Annotated in this window: 14 protein-coding genes and 3 tRNA genes; 3 read left to right on the plus strand and 14 right to left on the minus strand. The window is 60.7% G+C overall.

All coding sequences use genetic code 11. The features are described from left to right. Nucleotides 1-4 precede the first annotated feature (4 nt). From ABF821_RS02665 to ABF821_RS02690, 6 genes are all read right to left on the minus strand, one after another. Nucleotides 5-724, minus strand: a complete 720-nt coding sequence (locus tag ABF821_RS02665; protein WP_415528976.1) for a hypothetical protein — start codon at nt 722-724, stop codon at nt 5-7. A gap of 35 nt (nt 725-759) precedes the next feature. Next, complete coding sequence (fliG, locus tag ABF821_RS02670; protein WP_415528983.1) at nt 760-1,779, minus strand: flagellar motor switch protein FliG; 1,020 nt, start codon at nt 1,777-1,779, stop codon at nt 760-762. Between the two features lie 28 nt (nt 1,780-1,807). After that, nucleotides 1,808-3,415: a flagellar basal-body MS-ring/collar protein FliF gene (gene fliF / locus ABF821_RS02675; RefSeq protein ID WP_415528977.1), complete on the minus strand. Its 1,608-nt coding sequence runs from the start codon at nt 3,413-3,415 to the stop codon at nt 1,808-1,810. 334 nt (nt 3,416-3,749) lie between these two features. Next, a complete protein-coding gene (locus tag ABF821_RS02680) occupies nt 3,750-4,085 on the minus strand; it encodes a hypothetical protein (RefSeq protein ID WP_182972271.1) in 336 nt (111 codons plus the stop codon). A 265-nt stretch (nt 4,086-4,350) separates the two neighbouring features. Next, a complete protein-coding gene (locus ABF821_RS02685) occupies nt 4,351-5,220 on the minus strand; it encodes a MotE family protein (RefSeq protein ID WP_182972270.1) in 870 nt (289 codons plus the stop codon). A gap of 603 nt (nt 5,221-5,823) precedes the next feature. Beyond that, nucleotides 5,824-5,909 (minus strand) — tRNA-Tyr (locus ABF821_RS02690). 52 nt (nt 5,910-5,961) lie between these two features. Here ABF821_RS02690 and ABF821_RS02695 point away from each other — a divergent pair. Next, nucleotides 5,962-6,852, plus strand: coding sequence for a TrmH family RNA methyltransferase (locus ABF821_RS02695; protein WP_220791617.1), 891 nt, complete (start codon nt 5,962-5,964; stop codon nt 6,850-6,852). A 154-nt stretch (nt 6,853-7,006) separates the two neighbouring features. Next, nucleotides 7,007-7,612, plus strand: a complete 606-nt coding sequence (locus tag ABF821_RS02700; RefSeq protein WP_415528978.1) for a GFA family protein — start codon at nt 7,007-7,009, stop codon at nt 7,610-7,612. A 243-nt stretch (nt 7,613-7,855) separates the two neighbouring features. On the opposite strand, the gene ABF821_RS02705 is transcribed toward ABF821_RS02700, so the two are convergent. From ABF821_RS02705 to flgG, 5 genes are all read right to left on the minus strand, one after another. Next, nucleotides 7,856-8,749, minus strand: a complete 894-nt coding sequence (locus tag ABF821_RS02705; protein WP_415528979.1) for a diacylglycerol/lipid kinase family protein — start codon at nt 8,747-8,749, stop codon at nt 7,856-7,858. Nucleotides 8,750-8,834: 85 nt separating this feature from the next. After that, nucleotides 8,835-10,193, minus strand: a complete 1,359-nt coding sequence (locus tag ABF821_RS02710) for an L-serine ammonia-lyase (RefSeq protein WP_415528980.1) — start codon at nt 10,191-10,193, stop codon at nt 8,835-8,837. 152 nt (nt 10,194-10,345) lie between these two features. Beyond that, nucleotides 10,346-11,068: a flagellar basal body L-ring protein FlgH gene (gene flgH, locus ABF821_RS02715; protein WP_246400754.1), complete on the minus strand. Its 723-nt coding sequence runs from the start codon at nt 11,066-11,068 to the stop codon at nt 10,346-10,348. 30 nt (nt 11,069-11,098) lie between these two features. Further along, entirely contained in the window at nt 11,099-12,121 is a 1,023-nt protein-coding gene (flgA, locus tag ABF821_RS02720) for a flagellar basal body P-ring formation chaperone FlgA (RefSeq protein ID WP_182972265.1), read from the minus strand. 1 nt (nt 12,122) lies between these two features. Then, the gene (flgG, locus tag ABF821_RS02725) at nt 12,123-12,908 is read right to left on the minus strand and encodes a flagellar basal-body rod protein FlgG (RefSeq protein ID WP_182972415.1); all 786 of its coding nucleotides are present in this window, start codon (nt 12,906-12,908) and stop codon (nt 12,123-12,125) included. 644 nt (nt 12,909-13,552) lie between these two features. On the opposite strand from flgG, the gene ABF821_RS02730 reads away from it, so the two are divergent. After that, the gene (locus tag ABF821_RS02730) at nt 13,553-13,921 is read left to right on the plus strand and encodes a hypothetical protein (protein ID WP_246400945.1); all 369 of its coding nucleotides are present in this window, start codon (nt 13,553-13,555) and stop codon (nt 13,919-13,921) included. A 75-nt stretch (nt 13,922-13,996) separates the two neighbouring features. On the opposite strand, the gene ABF821_RS02735 is transcribed toward ABF821_RS02730, so the two are convergent. The 3 genes from ABF821_RS02735 to ABF821_RS02745 form a co-directional block, all read right to left on the minus strand. Then, nucleotides 13,997-14,086, minus strand: a tRNA-Ser gene (locus tag ABF821_RS02735). Between the two features lie 157 nt (nt 14,087-14,243). Further along, nucleotides 14,244-14,320 (minus strand) — tRNA-Arg (locus ABF821_RS02740). A 33-nt stretch (nt 14,321-14,353) separates the two neighbouring features. Continuing rightward, nucleotides 14,354-14,659, minus strand: a complete 306-nt coding sequence (locus tag ABF821_RS02745; RefSeq protein WP_182972264.1) for an ETC complex I subunit — start codon at nt 14,657-14,659, stop codon at nt 14,354-14,356. Nucleotides 14,660-14,741 lie beyond the last annotated feature (82 nt).

The following is a 14,741-nucleotide window of genomic DNA, read 5'->3' on the forward strand; positions in this document are numbered from 1 at the left end:
TGGTCTATGCCTTCGATGTTCGTTGATCCGCGCGCTGTCCGGCCAGGGCCGTGACAGCGGTGACAATCTTTTCCGCAACGGATTTTCGCCACTCTTGCGGATCGATGACAATGCTATTCGCCGCCGAGACGATGCTGATGATGGCGGGTTCGGTATCAGGGACAGTTTCTATCTGGATACGTCCCTCCGCCCCGATGACCGATTGCAGGAAGCCCGCGTCAGTCTCTCGGCAGCGGATCGTGACGGCGCCTTCGCACTCCGTGGCGAAGCATGCGGCATCTGCCACAAGATCGCGTTCCAGCCCGCCCAGTACCGTGTGATCCAGGGCCGTCAGGCTCCTGACAATCTCCACGACGGCGGCGACGAAGGATTGAGTGGCTTCCGCGACAACCTGATGCCGCCGGGTGCTCTCGGCCTCGAATGAGGCGGCAAGAGAGGCCAACTGGGAGGCGAATTCGTGACGGAGCGCCTCTTCCTTCTCGTTCGCGCCTAGTTCCTGACCTTCGCGGAACGCCGCGTCGCGTAGGGCTGCGATTTCGTCGCGATGCATCGTGACGAGATTCGGGTCCGGTGCGGGCTCGGCACTGGCGGCTTCATCCGCCGTTATGCTTTCGGCATCCAGTCCCGGCGCCGCGCCGAAATCTTCCAGATCGAGCAGCGGTCGCAAGATGCGCGTATTGTTGACCGCGCGCGCGCCTTTCGGCCGGGTCTCTGTTCCCGCCATGTCAGGCACGCCCGGCCGGTTGGCGGGAGAGGGCGTCACGGAATGATTTCATCATTGCCGGCGCTTTCGGTCAGGTCGATTTCGCCGGCATTCGCCAGATTCTTGATCGTCAGGACGATTTCAGTCTGTGCCGTTTCGACATCTTTGACGCGGACAGGCCCCAGCGAGGCGACTTCTTCGAGCAGCATGCTGCCGGCGCGCTTGGACATGCATTGCAGGAACAGCTTGCGGATGGTGTCGGACGCGCCCTTAAGGGCTAGTGGCAATTTTTCACGATCGATCTCGTTGACGATTCGCATGAGCGATTCACGCGGCAGCCGTTTGATGTCCTCGAACGTGAACATCAACGCCTTCACTTTTTCCATGTCGTCGTGATTGCGTTTGTCCATCGATTCCATGAGGCGCGTTTCGGTCTTGCGGTCGAAGTTATTGAAGACTTCGGCAAGCAGTTCAAAGCTGTCCCGCCGGGTCGACCGGCCGAGGGTGGAGATGAATTCGGAACGCAGGGTCGCTTCGACACTGTCCAGAACGTCGCGCTGGACCGTTTCCATATGCAGGATGCGCATCATGACATCGGTCGCGTAGTCCTCCGGCAGCAAGGAGAGGACGCGCGCGGCATGGGCGGGCTGCAGGCGGGTGAGAATGACGGCGGCGGTCTGCGGGTATTCGCTGCGCAGGTAGTTGGCCAGTACGGTTTCCTGCACGTTGCCCAGCTTGTCCCACATCGTCCGGCCGGCGGGACCACGGATTTCGTCCATGATCTTTTCGACCTGGTCGGATGGGAGAGCCCGGCGCAGGAATTCCTCGGTGGTTTCATATGTGCCGACGAGGCCGTCTGGCGACTCGAAGTTCTTTGTGAACTCGCGGCAGACGCTCTCGACCGCTTCGGCCCTGACGATGCCGAGGCTGGCCATCGCGATGGATATATCGCGGATTTCGTCCTCATGCAGTAATTTCAGCAGTTTGGCCGCCTTGTCGCGTCCGACTGCCAGCATAAGGATGGCGGCCTTCTGTTTGCCGGTCAGGTGGAACACCTGGGGCGGCGACGGCGCCATGAATCCCGGTGCGGCTTCCATGGCGCTGTCACTCACGGTCTCGTCCTTTCTTGATGTCCGGCGCGGCGAGCCAGTTGCGGATGATGAAGATGGTCTCGCGGGGGCTTTGCTCTATACGATCCGATACTTTCGTAAGGGCTGCCATCCGGAGTTTTCCTTCGATTCCCTCGATGGAAACCGTGTCGTCGACATTGCCTTCGACCGCGGCCAGAGTCGGACCTGGCTGCCCTGGGATCTGGCCGACGGCGGCGGCGCCGGGGGGGGCTCCCGGCAGCGTCTCCAGAGGCGTCGTTGCAAGGAGTTCGGGCAGATTCTTGCCGCGCCGCAGAATGGGACGAATCGCCAGGAAGATGGCCCCGACCGCCAGGAGAATGGGAACGACCCATTCGGCGACGTAAATCAGGGTATCGCGTGTGAACAGGCTGGAACTCTCCGCGCCGAAAGCGCCTTCGGGTTCTGCCATGAAGCGCATGGAGACGACATTGACCTCGTCGCCACGGCTCTTGTCATAGCCGACGGCGGTTCTGACCAGGGCCGTCAGCCTCTCGACCTCGGCGGTGTCCAGCGGCTTCCAGACGTCGTTGCCCGCCTTGTCCTTGCTGTATGTGCCGTCGACCAGAACGGCCAGACTGATTCTGGAGACCCGGGGGCGGGTCTGGCTTATGATCCGGACCCGCTTGCCGATCTCGTAATTGTCGGTCTCTTCCTCGCGGTCGTCATTGGAGCCGGTGCGATTGTTCTGGTTCGCATTGGCATTCGGCAGATTGTTCGCGACCGTGGTGTTGGGCGTCGCTTCGGTGTTGACGCTCTTGTCGGACGTCGTCTGCTGCGACCTCAGGACCTGCTGATTAGGGTCGTAATTTTCCTCGGTTTCGTGAATTTCGTCGGTATTGATGGTGACGGCCGCGCGCGCCCGGACATGGCCGCTGCCCAGCGTGGGGATCAGGATCTCTTCGGCGGCCTGGGCCAGGCGCTGTTCTTCGGCGTGGCGAAATTTCTCAAGCGAGTTGGCCTGGCCATCCGGGCTGTCGGGATCGCCTGGCTTGGCCAGCACGTCGCCGCGCGTATCGACGATCGAGATGTTCTGCGGGCGCAGGCCGGGTACGGCTGCCGCCACCAGGTTCTGGATGGCCTGGATGCCGTCTGGCGCGATACGCCCGCCGCGGCCGATATCGAGCACCACGCTGGCCTGGGAGGGGCTGGTCTGGGTCGAGAACAGGTCGCGGTGGGGCAGGACGAGATGAACCCGGACGTTGCGCACCCCCTGCAGGAGGCGAATGGACCGTTCCAGTTCGCCTTCCATGGCCCGGGTTTCGTTGATCGTCTGCTCGAACTGCGTGCTGGTGAGCGTCGCGCTCTTGTCGAACAGTTCGTATCCGACGCTTCCGCCGCTTGGCAGGCCGTCCTTGGCGAGTAGGAGGCGCGCGCTGGCGACCTGATTCTGTGGGACGTAGATGCTGGTGCCGTCGCTGTTCGTACGGTTGGGAATATGCGCCTTGGTCAGGTCCTCGACCATATGGGCGGCCTCATTGAGGTCGACACCACCATACAGGAGGGCCATCGACTGGCCGCTGCCCCGGAAGGCGAAAAGGCCGATTGCCGTAAGGAGGACTGCCGCGGCAGCCCCCATCACCATCAATCGCGTACGCCCGAGCCCCTTAAGGCCAGCCAAAAAATTTTGCATAAGAAAACCGCTACGTTGATACAGTGCCGGGCCGGGAACTTGTGGTATCCCCAGGGAGTTTGATCATTCGAAATCTCTGCCGTTCGCATTGCCACCGCGCTGTCAGGCGCATCAACGCGATCCGGAAGCACTGTGCCGCCATCATAGCGCAGCCGGTCTTCTCAGGAAGAGCGAAACGCCAATTCATGACGAAAACCCGCAAAAAACCGGATTCGGTCATGTGGCAATTGGAAGACGGATTGCCTCCGCTGTTCCTGTTCTGGACCCTGCGTCCTGTCCCACGGGTTCAAGGGATGTAATCGTTGGTCGGCGGCGCCTGTTTGACGTTCATGTTCAGTCGGTCCGCGTTCTGGTCCTGAGTCAGGCCGGTCGGACCCTGGGCCACTTGCCGTGCGACGTTCGGCATCTGGTCCGGACGGCCCCAGCAATCCACACCGTTCCAGCTCTGGGTGCAATAAGGCTGTGGAACGGGTGGTCTTTCCGGCGGCGCGCACCAATCCTCGCCTTTCTGGATGTAGCCGGCATTGCATTCACGGCCCGTCAGGTGCCGGGCGACCGTGTCGGCGGAGCAGCCCGCGAGAAGTGTGGTCATCAGTACCATCGCTCCGCGCCTGACTGTCATGACTGCCCGTTCCTGCCCCTCAGTAAGACTGCCTTCCGATCGCATGATGTCTGGGTGTTCCAGAATGCCGTACGGAAATGATGCCGAATATGCCTGCGCGCGCCCACCTTCACAACCGGTGGTGTCGGTTTTTCCGTGTGCAACATTCGGAAAGAAATCAATCCACTTTCGTGGTGGGTTCAAAAGTAAAAAACTACAATGTTGGATGTGATTATTTTCGAATCGGACGAATGGTCGTGAAACGGTTCCGTCATGGGGTGGAGGATCACTGGCGCGACAGTTTTAGGGCGTTCTGGTCGGCCCTCGATTTGGGTAACCAGGTCAGTGCTGCCGAATCTCCAGGCTGTCCGGTCATGCCATCAAGAGACGTGTGGAGAGGGCGGAATGTTCTGACCCCTGCCATGTATTGCGAAACGATATTGACCCGCTCGGGCATCATATACCCCATGACGGCCGATATTTTCCGGGGGCTCATTTTGTTGGCGATGGAAACCAGCACATGGATGTCCATGATGTTGAACACCGCCGCAGCTTCCTTGGGAGGCATTTCCTCGTAGATCCTGACCAGCCTGTCTGTTTCGGCTGACATCGTTTCGCGATGCGCGGCCTGCCGTTCGGCAAGGGCCGCCATTGAACTGTCCAGGTTCCGCATCTTTTCATTGATGGCGGCCTGGGCGGCATCAAGGATATGTTTCTGTTCTTCGAGGTTTTTCTGTTCGTCGTCGAAGGTGGATTGTCTCGTCAGAATGTTCTGGACCAGATCTGCTTCCGCTTTGGCGACTTCGGGATCGGCGCTCTGACTCGGCTTCGCTGCATTCGCCGCTACAGGAGGGCAATCTTCGTCCAGGCAGAGTTCGGAGGAGTGGGTGGCGGCTGCGGCGGTCGGCATGGCCGAGCCTGTGGCACGCTTTGCCACGTCATGTTCGTCCGAATAGAGAACCGAGGTCCACCCTTCGGTGGCATTCTTCGCGGTGTTCAAGGTGCGTTCTGTGGTTTCCGCAGGTCTGCCTTGGTCTTTCTGCGGGGCTGGGGTCTGCGTCGTCGTGTCGTCGGCCTCTATGGTGTCATCCTTCAGGTGGCCGGCGAGCGCATGCATGTTCATCGCCAGCAGCAGAGTCATCAGAATCGACGACACATGCACGAGCTTCCCGAATGACAGGCGAGGTATCAGCATCTTAACCTGATCGGCTTTCGGATTCGTGTCGAAGACGTGACATGGTGTTGGACCAACTCGGGAATACAGGCGATAAAATGGACTTACGCGGGCAACTCGTTACGGGTTTTCGCGCTTTGTCCATAATGAGTTCTGGCGGAATCTGTGGCTGGCTTGCTTTTCTGCAAGTTACGGAGTCTCCGTAGGCATTGAATGCAACGGACGCGGTAATTCGGAAACCGAAATCGCATGTTTCTGTTGCCGCGCAATAAAAATGCTGGGAATGACGGCCTCTGTCAAGTCGGGCCATGGCTTGGCAGCTTGTTTTCTCAGGGCGGAGTAGAGCGCGGCCGGAGGAAAGGCAAGGGGCGATGTCGGGACGTATTTCCGGTTTGCGGGGCTTCAAAGCCGGCAGGCGGTTCCATACAGGGACCCGGGCGTGCTGGGTCAGGGTGACGTAGCGGAAAGAACTGACCTGGATTTACCGGATGGCTAATGGTCGGCTATTTGGGGGGAAGAGCGCATTCTGTCATTGTATTGTTACAATTATTGTAACAATTTTACCGCCGTTTTTTGAAAAAAGAATGGTGGAAGGGGTTGGATTCGAACCAACGTAGGCGTACGCCAGCGGATTTACAGTCCGCCCCCTTTAGCCACTCGGGCACCCTTCCGTGTTGGGAAGGGTGGTTAAGGCTATCGGCGGGACCTGTCAATGGGCTTGTCATGCGTTCTCGTGTGTCACGTCGTGACGGGCGAGGCAGTTCGCCCTATATCAAGGAGATGCGTAACCGCTCCCCGCGTCGTCCGGACGCCCGAATCGCCCCTCATTCGACCGATAATCGGGCGGAGACTGCTGCCCGTGAGCCCTCCCGACCTTCCCGGCGGAGCGGGGGAACCACGCCGCGCGGTACGTATTGGCTGTATGGCCTGCATCCGGCCCTCGCGGCGCTGGCGAACCCGGAGCGGCGAATCCGTCAGATCCTGACGACGGAAGAGGGGGAGGCCGCTCTGCGTCAGCGGCTGGAAGCGTCCCTGCCGATGCAGCCCCAGCGGGCTGACCGGGCGCGGTTCGAGGCTCTGTGCGGTCGTGACGCGGTACATCAGGGGGTTGCGATCCTGACCGACATCCTGCCGCCACTGGCGATCGAGGATGCCGTGGAGCGCCCCGGCCCGCTGCTGCTGCTGGACCAGGTGACCGATCCGCGCAATGTCGGGGCGATCCTGCGTTCGGCTGCGGCGTTCGGCGCCGCCGCAGTGGTGGTGATGGATCGCAATGCGCCCGACGAGACGGGGGCTTTGGCCAAGGCGGCTTCCGGTGCGCTGGATGTCGTGCCGCTGGTCCGCGTGGTGAATCTGGCCCGTACCCTGGATCTGCTGAAGGCGCGGAATTTCTGGGTCGTGGGGCTGGATGCTGGTGGGGGCGTGCTGGATGGAGGTACGTTCGGACAGCGGCGTGCCGCCCTCGTCCTCGGGGCCGAGGGGGACGGATTGCGGCGCCTGACCCGCGAACATTGCGACGAGATCGCCGGATTGGCGATGCCGGGTGACATGGAAAGCCTGAATGTTTCGAATGCCGCGGCGGTCGCGCTGTATGAGGTGACCCGTCGACGCTGACAGTGCGGGAGGGGGATTCTAAAATTGCCATCATGACCCGTGGAAGGCCGGGCGTTCTGCTGACGGAACCGCTGAGATCTGACATTCTGGGCCTGTCCTGCGGAGAACGTTTCCGACGAGAGCCGTTATTCCTCTTCGGTTCGTTGCGCCCCTCATGCTTGCCGGCTGCGTTGAACGGCGGTCCGACGGGACCATTGCCCGTTTCGATATTTCGATGGGATCGGTCACCGATGCCCATTTTGTACGGGAGTTCACGGTGGCGACCGGTCAGCCCGGCATTGTGAATACATGGTTCATGCTGAATCCGGACTGTTCGGTCGTCGGCCAGGTCACGGTGCGGGTGCAGGATATGTCGGCGCACGGCACGGTGACGGTCGAACCGGGGGCATACTATTCCAACTATGCTGTCGGCGACCAGCGACATGCCTGCAACATGCGGCCTCGACAGGGTGTGCGGGCCATCTATCATCCTGCGGATGGCGCGGTGGGGCCTGATGGCTTCTCCATTCTTGTCATCTGGCTTTCCGGTGACCCGGAGGCTGTCATGCGTTGGGATCTGCCGACGGGTGCCAGCTTCGCCACCGCGATTTGCCGGACCTATGGCACGCCCGTTCTGCATGCCACGCGGAACGGGCAACTGATGATCGTTCCGGCGGGCACGCTGGACGACGACCCCGGCATATGGCCACGCCGACAGATCTTCACCGCTTCGCAGGCGGCTTGGTGCATCGATCTTGAAAATGTGCCGGCCGAGACGTGATCATGGCAGCCGGAACGCGATGGATGTTCGGTCATGCGACTATTGGCGTTGGCGCCACCATGGCCTGTGGCGGCGGCGACGAGAGGGTCTCCGGTTCACGTCCCCATGATGGGTTGTGGGTCCGATTATTTCGGTGCCTATGTACGCGATCCGAACGGCGATAAACTGCACGTTGCCTGTGGGCGGCTGAAGGAGCAAGCGCTTCGTCCTGCTGACGGATTGATGGGGCGCGGCGCCGTTTCGTCACGAGGGAACTGGGTCTGTGGCCACACGAAGCGGGCAGGCGGCGATATCGAGATGAACCGGGGAAAACCCTTTTCTGTCGCCGTCGCTCTGGATAGGGATTGCGGCATGGGATGGCACCTCGACGGTCGTGGCGGTCAGGGTCCGCGCTCCCTTCTGCTTTCCGATCCGGCCGAGGAACAGGGAGAGAATCGTTCTTGCCAAGGCCAGCCTGCCGGATGTTTGGAACAGGATGACCGAGAATGCTTTCTGCTCGTGCGCGGAGTGGTGCGTCAACTTATACTTTCCGGCGTAGAGTGATCCTTTTGACACGATGATGGTCGTGGCCTGATAGGGAATATCATCAATGAGGGCGGTGAATTCCGTCAGTTCATACCGGAAGAGGGATGAGAGCGTGCTGGCGGCATAAGCGGCACGCCCAACCCAGCTCTTCAGCCGCGTCGATGTGCCGTGTACGATGTGGGCGTCGAACCCGATGCTTGCCATCTGCACGAAAAGCTGGCTTCCGGCGTTTGTGTGGAGATAGCCCGGCCAGATGGTCGTGAAATGCCCGGAGTGGATCAGGGCAGCGTTCCTGAACTCCTTGAAGGGGATCCTCAATTCCTGTGCCAGCACGTTGGCTGAGCCGAGGGGGAGGATGCCCAGGATGGCGGGTGTGCCGATCATGCCCGCCGATACTTCTGCGATCGTGCCGTCTCCACCCGCCGCGACGATGTGGGAATAGGTTCCGCTCTCGGCGGCGTTGCGGGCCAGGAGGGTCGCGTGGCCTGGATAGTGCGTGCGTACGATCGTCGTGCGCAGGCCGGCCTGTTCCAGGTGGCGTATGAAGCGGGAAATTCTTGAACGACTATGATGCCCGGCCGTTGGATTTGTAATAATAATGACGTGTTTCATCGAAAATATTCATCTTCTGGAAAATTTTCGCGATCATTATACATGGATACGGCTGGTCATGGGGGCATTGAGACGGAAGGATTGATCAGCATTCCGGGAAATTGACGGCCAGGCCACCCAGCGCTGTTTCCTTGTAGCGGTGGTTCATGTCCCGGCCGGTTTCAGCCATCGTGCGGATAACCTGATCCAGCGAGACATGATGTGCGCCGTCGCCATGCATGGCCAGCGACGCGGCGTTGATCGCCTTTACCGCACCGAAGGCGTTGCGTTCGATGCAGGGGATCTGCACCAGGCCGGCGACCGGGTCGCAGGTCATGCCCAGATGATGTTCCATGCCGATCTCGGCGGCGTTTTCGATCTGGAGCGGCGTTGCGCCAAGTGCCGCCGCGAGGCCCGCCGCCGCCATGGATGAGGCGACTCCCACTTCGCCCTGGCAGCCGACCTCGGCGCCTGAGATCGACGCATTGAGCTTGAACAATCCGCCGACCGCCGCCGCCGTCAGCAGGAAATCATGCATACCGGCGCGCGAGGCATCAGGACAGAAATCACGATAATAGCGCAATACGGCCGGAATGACCCCCGCGGCGCCATTGGTTGGGGCGGTGACGACGCGACCGCCGGCGGCGTTTTCCTCATTCACGGCGATGGCGAACAGGCTGACCCAATCCATCGCCTCATGCGGTGGACGTTGGTTGAGGCGCGCGCGTTCCATCAGGCGTTCGTGTAGTGCGGCCGCGCGGCGACGGACCTTGATCCGACCGGGTAGCGTGCCATGCTGGACCAATCCACGTTCGACGCAGGCCATCATGGTCTCGATGATCAGGTCCAGATAGGCTGCGATCTCGGTTTGGGGACGGAGTGCGCTCTCGTTGGCGAGGACGACGCCCGCGACGGTCAGGCCGCTTTGGCACGTTCGATCCAGCAGTTCGGTGCCGCTGGTGAAGTCGAGCGGCATGTCCGGCTGGGCATAACTGGCTTGTTTCGTTGCGTCTTCTGGCACGATGAAGCCACCGCCAACCGAACAGAAGCGCGCGGTATCCAGTACCGTCCCGTCGCTGGCCAGGGCCTCGAATTGCAAGGTGTTGGGGTGGATGGGCGGAATCGTCTCGCGATCCAGCACGATATCGCAGGCAGGGTCGAAGGCCACGGGGTGACCATGCACGAAGAGTCTGCGGTCGATGCCAATCTGGTGGACGATATCATCGGCTGCATCGGGATTGACGCTTTCCGGTGCTTCTCCCGCCAAACCGAGGATGACGGCCTTGTCGGTCGCATGACCGCTGGCGGTCCAGGCCAGCGAGCCATAGAGCGTGACGCGCAGTCGCGCCACCGGAAACGTGGGGTTGAGATGCGCGATGAAGCGCCGGGCTGCGCGCATCGGTCCGACCGTGTGGGACGAGGATGGGCCGATACCGATCTTGAAGAGGTCGAAGAGGCTGATCATGCTTCCTTATGGTGCGCGCTTGGCCGGTGCGGCACAAGGAGGAAGGAGGGGCATGAGGACAGCCCGCCTGCGTCCATCTTCAGACAGGCTATGAGATGACAGGTTAGGGCAGATTTTGTTTGAATGGGTGCGCTCAGGCCGGTGGAAATGCGCTAGAATGGCAGAACGCTATCCATAATCTGCTGTCCGTAACGCGGTGTCTGAATCCGGCTCAACTGACCGCGGCCACCGTAGGAAATTCGCGCTTCGGCAATTCTGTCGTGAGTGACGATATTGTCTTCGGTGATGTCTTGCGGTCGGACGACACCGCTGACCATCAACTGACGCAGTTCGCCATTCACACGGACTTCCTGCCGAGCCACGACAACGAAATTACCGTTGGGCAGGACTTGGGTAATCGTGCCCGCAAGGGCGAGCGTGACCGTTTCGTTTCGCGTGATCGTGCCGGTGCCGGTATTGGCGCTGGCACTGCTGGTGTCCAGGGCCGAGGAACTGGACAGGGTCTTGCCCTGGGCGCCAAAGAAGCTCGGAATGCCAAATGTCTGTGAGCCGCTGCCTGCGGCGCTCGTATTGTTTCTCACCGCTGCATTGTCGGCGATATTGACGTCGATCGTGATCAGGTCGCCGACCTGCGAGGCTCGCTGGTCTTTGAAAAAGGCCCGGCTGCCCGGTCGCCATAGGCTTCCGACTTCTGTCGGAGGGGGCTGGAGTGGCGGCATAGGCATTGTGACCGGACGGTAATCGGGCGCCTGGGTCGGATCTGACGTTGTCGTCATGCGGGGAGGATGGCCGATCTCGCTCATATCAGCGAGCCCGGTGCATCCGGACAGGCACAGTAATCCAGCGAGGACCGCCCCGGACAGGGGATGTTTCATGACAGGCAGGCTCCAGCGCATATGCGACCGCTACCGAAGGGACAGATCCGCGCGCGAAGCGTTGCGCGCAGGCGCCGTCAGGCGTCGCAGTGTATTCCCGTCGGAGGGAACCGGATTGCTCCCGGCCTCGACCTCGATTTCCGATGCGTTGACCACTCTGCCTGTTACGATCATGCCGCTCGATACGTTGAGGATACGGATATATTGGCCCGCACCGCCATCTTCCAGTGCGCGGCCTGTTGCGGTCAGATGAACGCCCGGAGCGGCGAATGTGATCATCGCCGGGTCGCCCTTGTGCATCAGCACGGTGCGATGGAGATCCTGGTCGAGGACGGGCGAACCGGCGACGACGCCATGAGTCACGGTCATGCCATCAATATCGGCCTCTTCGGTGTAGGCCCTTGAGGAAATGTGTCCCGCATAGGATTCATCGATCTGGACGTCGGAGGCTGAGATCACGCTGCCGGCGGGAAGAGCGTGGGCATAAACCAGCAGCCGGCGCGCCGCGTGGATGACGCCTGTCAGCATGAAGGAATCCTGCGTGATATCGCCGCTCGGCTGGCCGCGATAGACAGTCGCGGAAAACCATCCGCTGCGCTGATCCCATTTGACGTCGGACAGCACGACCGGCTTCGGGTCATCAGGCGCGACCATCATGGGATGAAAATCGCGGAGGTCGATGGAAACCGGGCCATTGCCGAGTTCCGGCAGGTTCTGCCTGATGAGGTCAGCGAAATAAGCCTGATCAAGCACGCGGCTCGCACGGGTAATGGTCGCCACGGCGTTGGGTGATTGATCGAGCCAGTCCACACCATACTGGTCCGCAATGGCGAGCAGTTGCGCGCCACCGACCTGAATGCTCGCGCCAGGAGCCGGACCCGGCCCGAGAGCGCGGTCCTGCCCCGGATCCAGATCGGCAAAGAGGTCGGACAGTCTGACTGTGCCGGACGTGATGACCGAGGCATTCCGGAGTGTCGCCGCCTGGGAATGCGCAACGGATGTTGCTATCAGGCCCGCCGCGAATATGCCCCCAATGACCCCGCGCTTCCGCATGTTATCTCAGGTTCGTCAGCGTCTGCAGCATTTCGTCGGAGGCAGTGATGACTTTGCTGTTCATTTCATAGGCGCGCTGCGCCGTGATCAGATCGGTGATTTCAGTGACCACGTTGACCGATGACTCTTCCACGAAGCCTTGCCGGACCGATCCGTAGCCTTCGCTTTGGGGCGTGCTGAGATTTGCCGTGCCTGATGAGGTCGTTTCGGTGAACAGGTTCTGCCCCATCGCCGCCAGACCGTTTTCGTTCTGGAAGGTCGCGAGCTGAATCTGGCCTGCGACCTGGGCCGTCGTCTGGCCGGACAGGGTGTACTGAACCTGGCCGGATTGGTCGATGGTGATGTTCTCGGCGTTGTTCGGCAGGGAAATATTGGGAGACAGAGGATAGCCGTCCGCCGACACGATGGTTCCGTCTTCCGATAGCGAGAACGTTCCATCGCGCGTATAGGCATATTCACCAGAAGGCAGCGTTACGCGGAAATAGCCGCGTCCCTCGATCGCGAGATCAAGTGAGTTGCCCGTCTGTTCGAGTGTGCCCTGTTCGTTGATCCGGTAGATGCCAGCGGTGCGTACACCAAGGCCGATCTGGGCACCTGCCGGGACAAGGTCGCCGGTATCGGAACTCATGGTCCCGGCCCGACGCAGATCTTGGTAAATCAAATCCTGGAATTCGGCGCGGCGACGCTTGTAGCCCGTCGTGGTCATGTTGGCAATGTTATTGGAAATCGTCTCGACATTCGTCGTCTGAGCCTGCATGCCCGTATTGGCGATATCAAGCGAACGCATCATGGGAAGAGAGTCCTCCGGGTGTGCCGCGTGCTATGCGGTTACCCACTATAACAAATGTAGGGCCGTAATATTCGCATATGCCATAGTCCGACGGATCGTATCCATCCCTGCATTGCCATGGACACAGCTACGATCATGTTGCGTGCATGGCAAGGTCTTTCCCTGATCGGGGGGCGTTAAATTTCTATGCCCGTACACTTCTTGTATGGAAGTCAGCATCTGGCATGTTTCTCACGACCCGGCATATGCCGTTGCTCATGCAGGTCAAAGCGATCGGGGAGCGTCATATCTGGGCGGATCTACCCTGCGAACGGGGATTGGGGGGGGGAGAACGAAGCGGAAGCTCTGTCGACGGCTTTTGTCGCTGCGGCGCATCATGCCGGGAATCCAGCGCACCGGTCCGGATGTAGCCGTGCGCTGCCGTCTGATAGCCGGCGCGTGTCAGGGAGTTGACTGTGCGACAGTGGCCGGGAACGATCGGCACGGTTATCGGTCGCCGATGAGGAAGATGGATCATGTCCTTGAAATCGCCCCATGTCTGGAAGCCGCTCAACTGGTTTTACCGGGACCGCCACCGGGCCGACCAGCCGCCGAGCGCCCCGCGATGGATCGACGCATTCAATGATCGCCTTGCCGTCAAGATGACGGTCATGTTCGGCAGCATCTGGTGTGTCTATATGTTTACCGTTTTCTCGCTGTTGCCGCTGGTCAATGCATCATGGCAGGGGCCATTGCTCTATATCAGCAACTGCATCCAGCTTGTCGCGCTCCCCGCGTTGATGGTCGGCAATGCGGTCATCGCACGCGGCACCGACCAGCGTGCGATTGAGGACCATACAGCCCTGATGGAAATCCTTAACGACGTGCGCGAGGAACTGGCGCAAGTGCGGGCCTTCACCGCCGGTATTGCCCAGGCCCAGAAGGAGAACACGGAGCGGCCGGCGGATATTATCTCCTTCGCCAATGAAGCTGTCATTACGGTGAACGAGGCAACCGCGTCGAAATCCTGAGCAGGAACAGTCTTCGCATTTTGCGGAGGCGGCGGCGGCGGCGATGTTCAGGGAGTGGCTGTTTTCTGCGGGTATTGGCGGAGAGGGTGGGATTCGAACCCACGGTACGCTTGCACGCACGGCGGTTTTCAAGACCGCTGCCTTAAACCACTCGGCCACCTCTCCGGCGGGATTGAACGGTATGGGCCATCAATCGTATCCGCGAACGGATACCACATATCGGCTTTCTCCGGTCAACCGCCATGTCGCGTTTCGCGACCTGACGACGCCCTGATGCCGGACTGATCGACGCGGACCAGCCCTCGTACCAGAACGTTGCTACTGGCGCGCCCTGCTGGATTCGAACCAGCGACCCACAGCTTAGAAGGCTGTTGCTCTATCCAACTGAGCTAAGGGCGCATGCGCAGTGGCGCTTCTTCTGCCAGAGCACGGTCAGTGCGTCCAGTTCTGGACCCGGTCGTAGCGGAAATTGTCGGCGTAGAGTTTCGGTTTGCGCACCCGGGCCACCGGCAGTTCCAGATCGTAGGGAACCGCATGTCGGTCGGCATAGGCGACGGCGCTTTCGCGGTCGGGAAATTGCAGGCGCAACTGCGAACGGGTGTCGCGGCTGCCGGTCCAGCCCATCAGCGAGTCCTGCTGGCGGGGTTGGGTCTGTCCGTATTCCAGAATCCAGTCGTGGGTATTCGCCTGGCCAGATTGGGTGGCCGTCTTTGCCTGCCTGTAGATTCGGGCCCGCATGGAACGAAACTCCCTTTAATTTTTTGCTGGTCGGGGCGCCCGGACTCGAACCGGGGGCCTCGTGTACCCAAAACACGCGCGC

The sequence above is a fragment of the Gluconacetobacter sp. genome (genome assembly GCF_047721585.1).
In the GTDB taxonomy this organism is placed as follows: Bacteria; Pseudomonadota; Alphaproteobacteria; order Acetobacterales; family Acetobacteraceae; genus Gluconacetobacter; species Gluconacetobacter dulcium.

Bases quoted from the DNA above. Each gene is read 5' to 3' on its own strand.
- ABF821_RS02705 (WP_415528979.1), bottom strand. From the start codon at position 8,749: ATGAAACACGTCATTATTATTACAAATCCAACGGCCGGGCATCATAGT.
- ABF821_RS02695 (WP_220791617.1), top strand. From the start codon at position 5,962: ATGCGTTCTCGTGTGTCACGTCGTGACGGGCGAGGCAGTTCGCCCTAT.
- ABF821_RS02680 (WP_182972271.1), bottom strand. From the start codon at position 4,085: ATGACAGTCAGGCGCGGAGCGATGGTACTGATGACCACACTTCTCGCG.
- ABF821_RS02745 (WP_182972264.1), bottom strand. From the start codon at position 14,659: ATGCGGGCCCGAATCTACAGGCAGGCAAAGACGGCCACCCAATCTGGC.
- ABF821_RS02710 (WP_415528980.1), bottom strand. From the start codon at position 10,193: ATGATCAGCCTCTTCGACCTCTTCAAGATCGGTATCGGCCCATCCTCG.
- fliF (WP_415528977.1), bottom strand. From the start codon at position 3,415: ATGGTGATGGGGGCTGCCGCGGCAGTCCTCCTTACGGCAATCGGCCTT.
- fliG (WP_415528983.1), bottom strand. From the start codon at position 1,779: ATGGCGCCGTCGCCGCCCCAGGTGTTCCACCTGACCGGCAAACAGAAG.
- flgH (WP_246400754.1), bottom strand. From the start codon at position 11,068: ATGAAACATCCCCTGTCCGGGGCGGTCCTCGCTGGATTACTGTGCCTG.
- flgG (WP_182972415.1), bottom strand. From the start codon at position 12,908: ATGCGTTCGCTTGATATCGCCAATACGGGCATGCAGGCTCAGACGACG.
- ABF821_RS02665 (WP_415528976.1), bottom strand. From the start codon at position 724: ATGGCGGGAACAGAGACCCGGCCGAAAGGCGCGCGCGCGGTCAACAAT.
- ABF821_RS02730 (WP_246400945.1), top strand. From the start codon at position 13,553: ATGACGGTCATGTTCGGCAGCATCTGGTGTGTCTATATGTTTACCGTT.
- ABF821_RS02700 (WP_415528978.1), top strand. From the start codon at position 7,007: ATGCTTGCCGGCTGCGTTGAACGGCGGTCCGACGGGACCATTGCCCGT.
- flgA (WP_182972265.1), bottom strand. From the start codon at position 12,121: ATGCGGAAGCGCGGGGTCATTGGGGGCATATTCGCGGCGGGCCTGATA.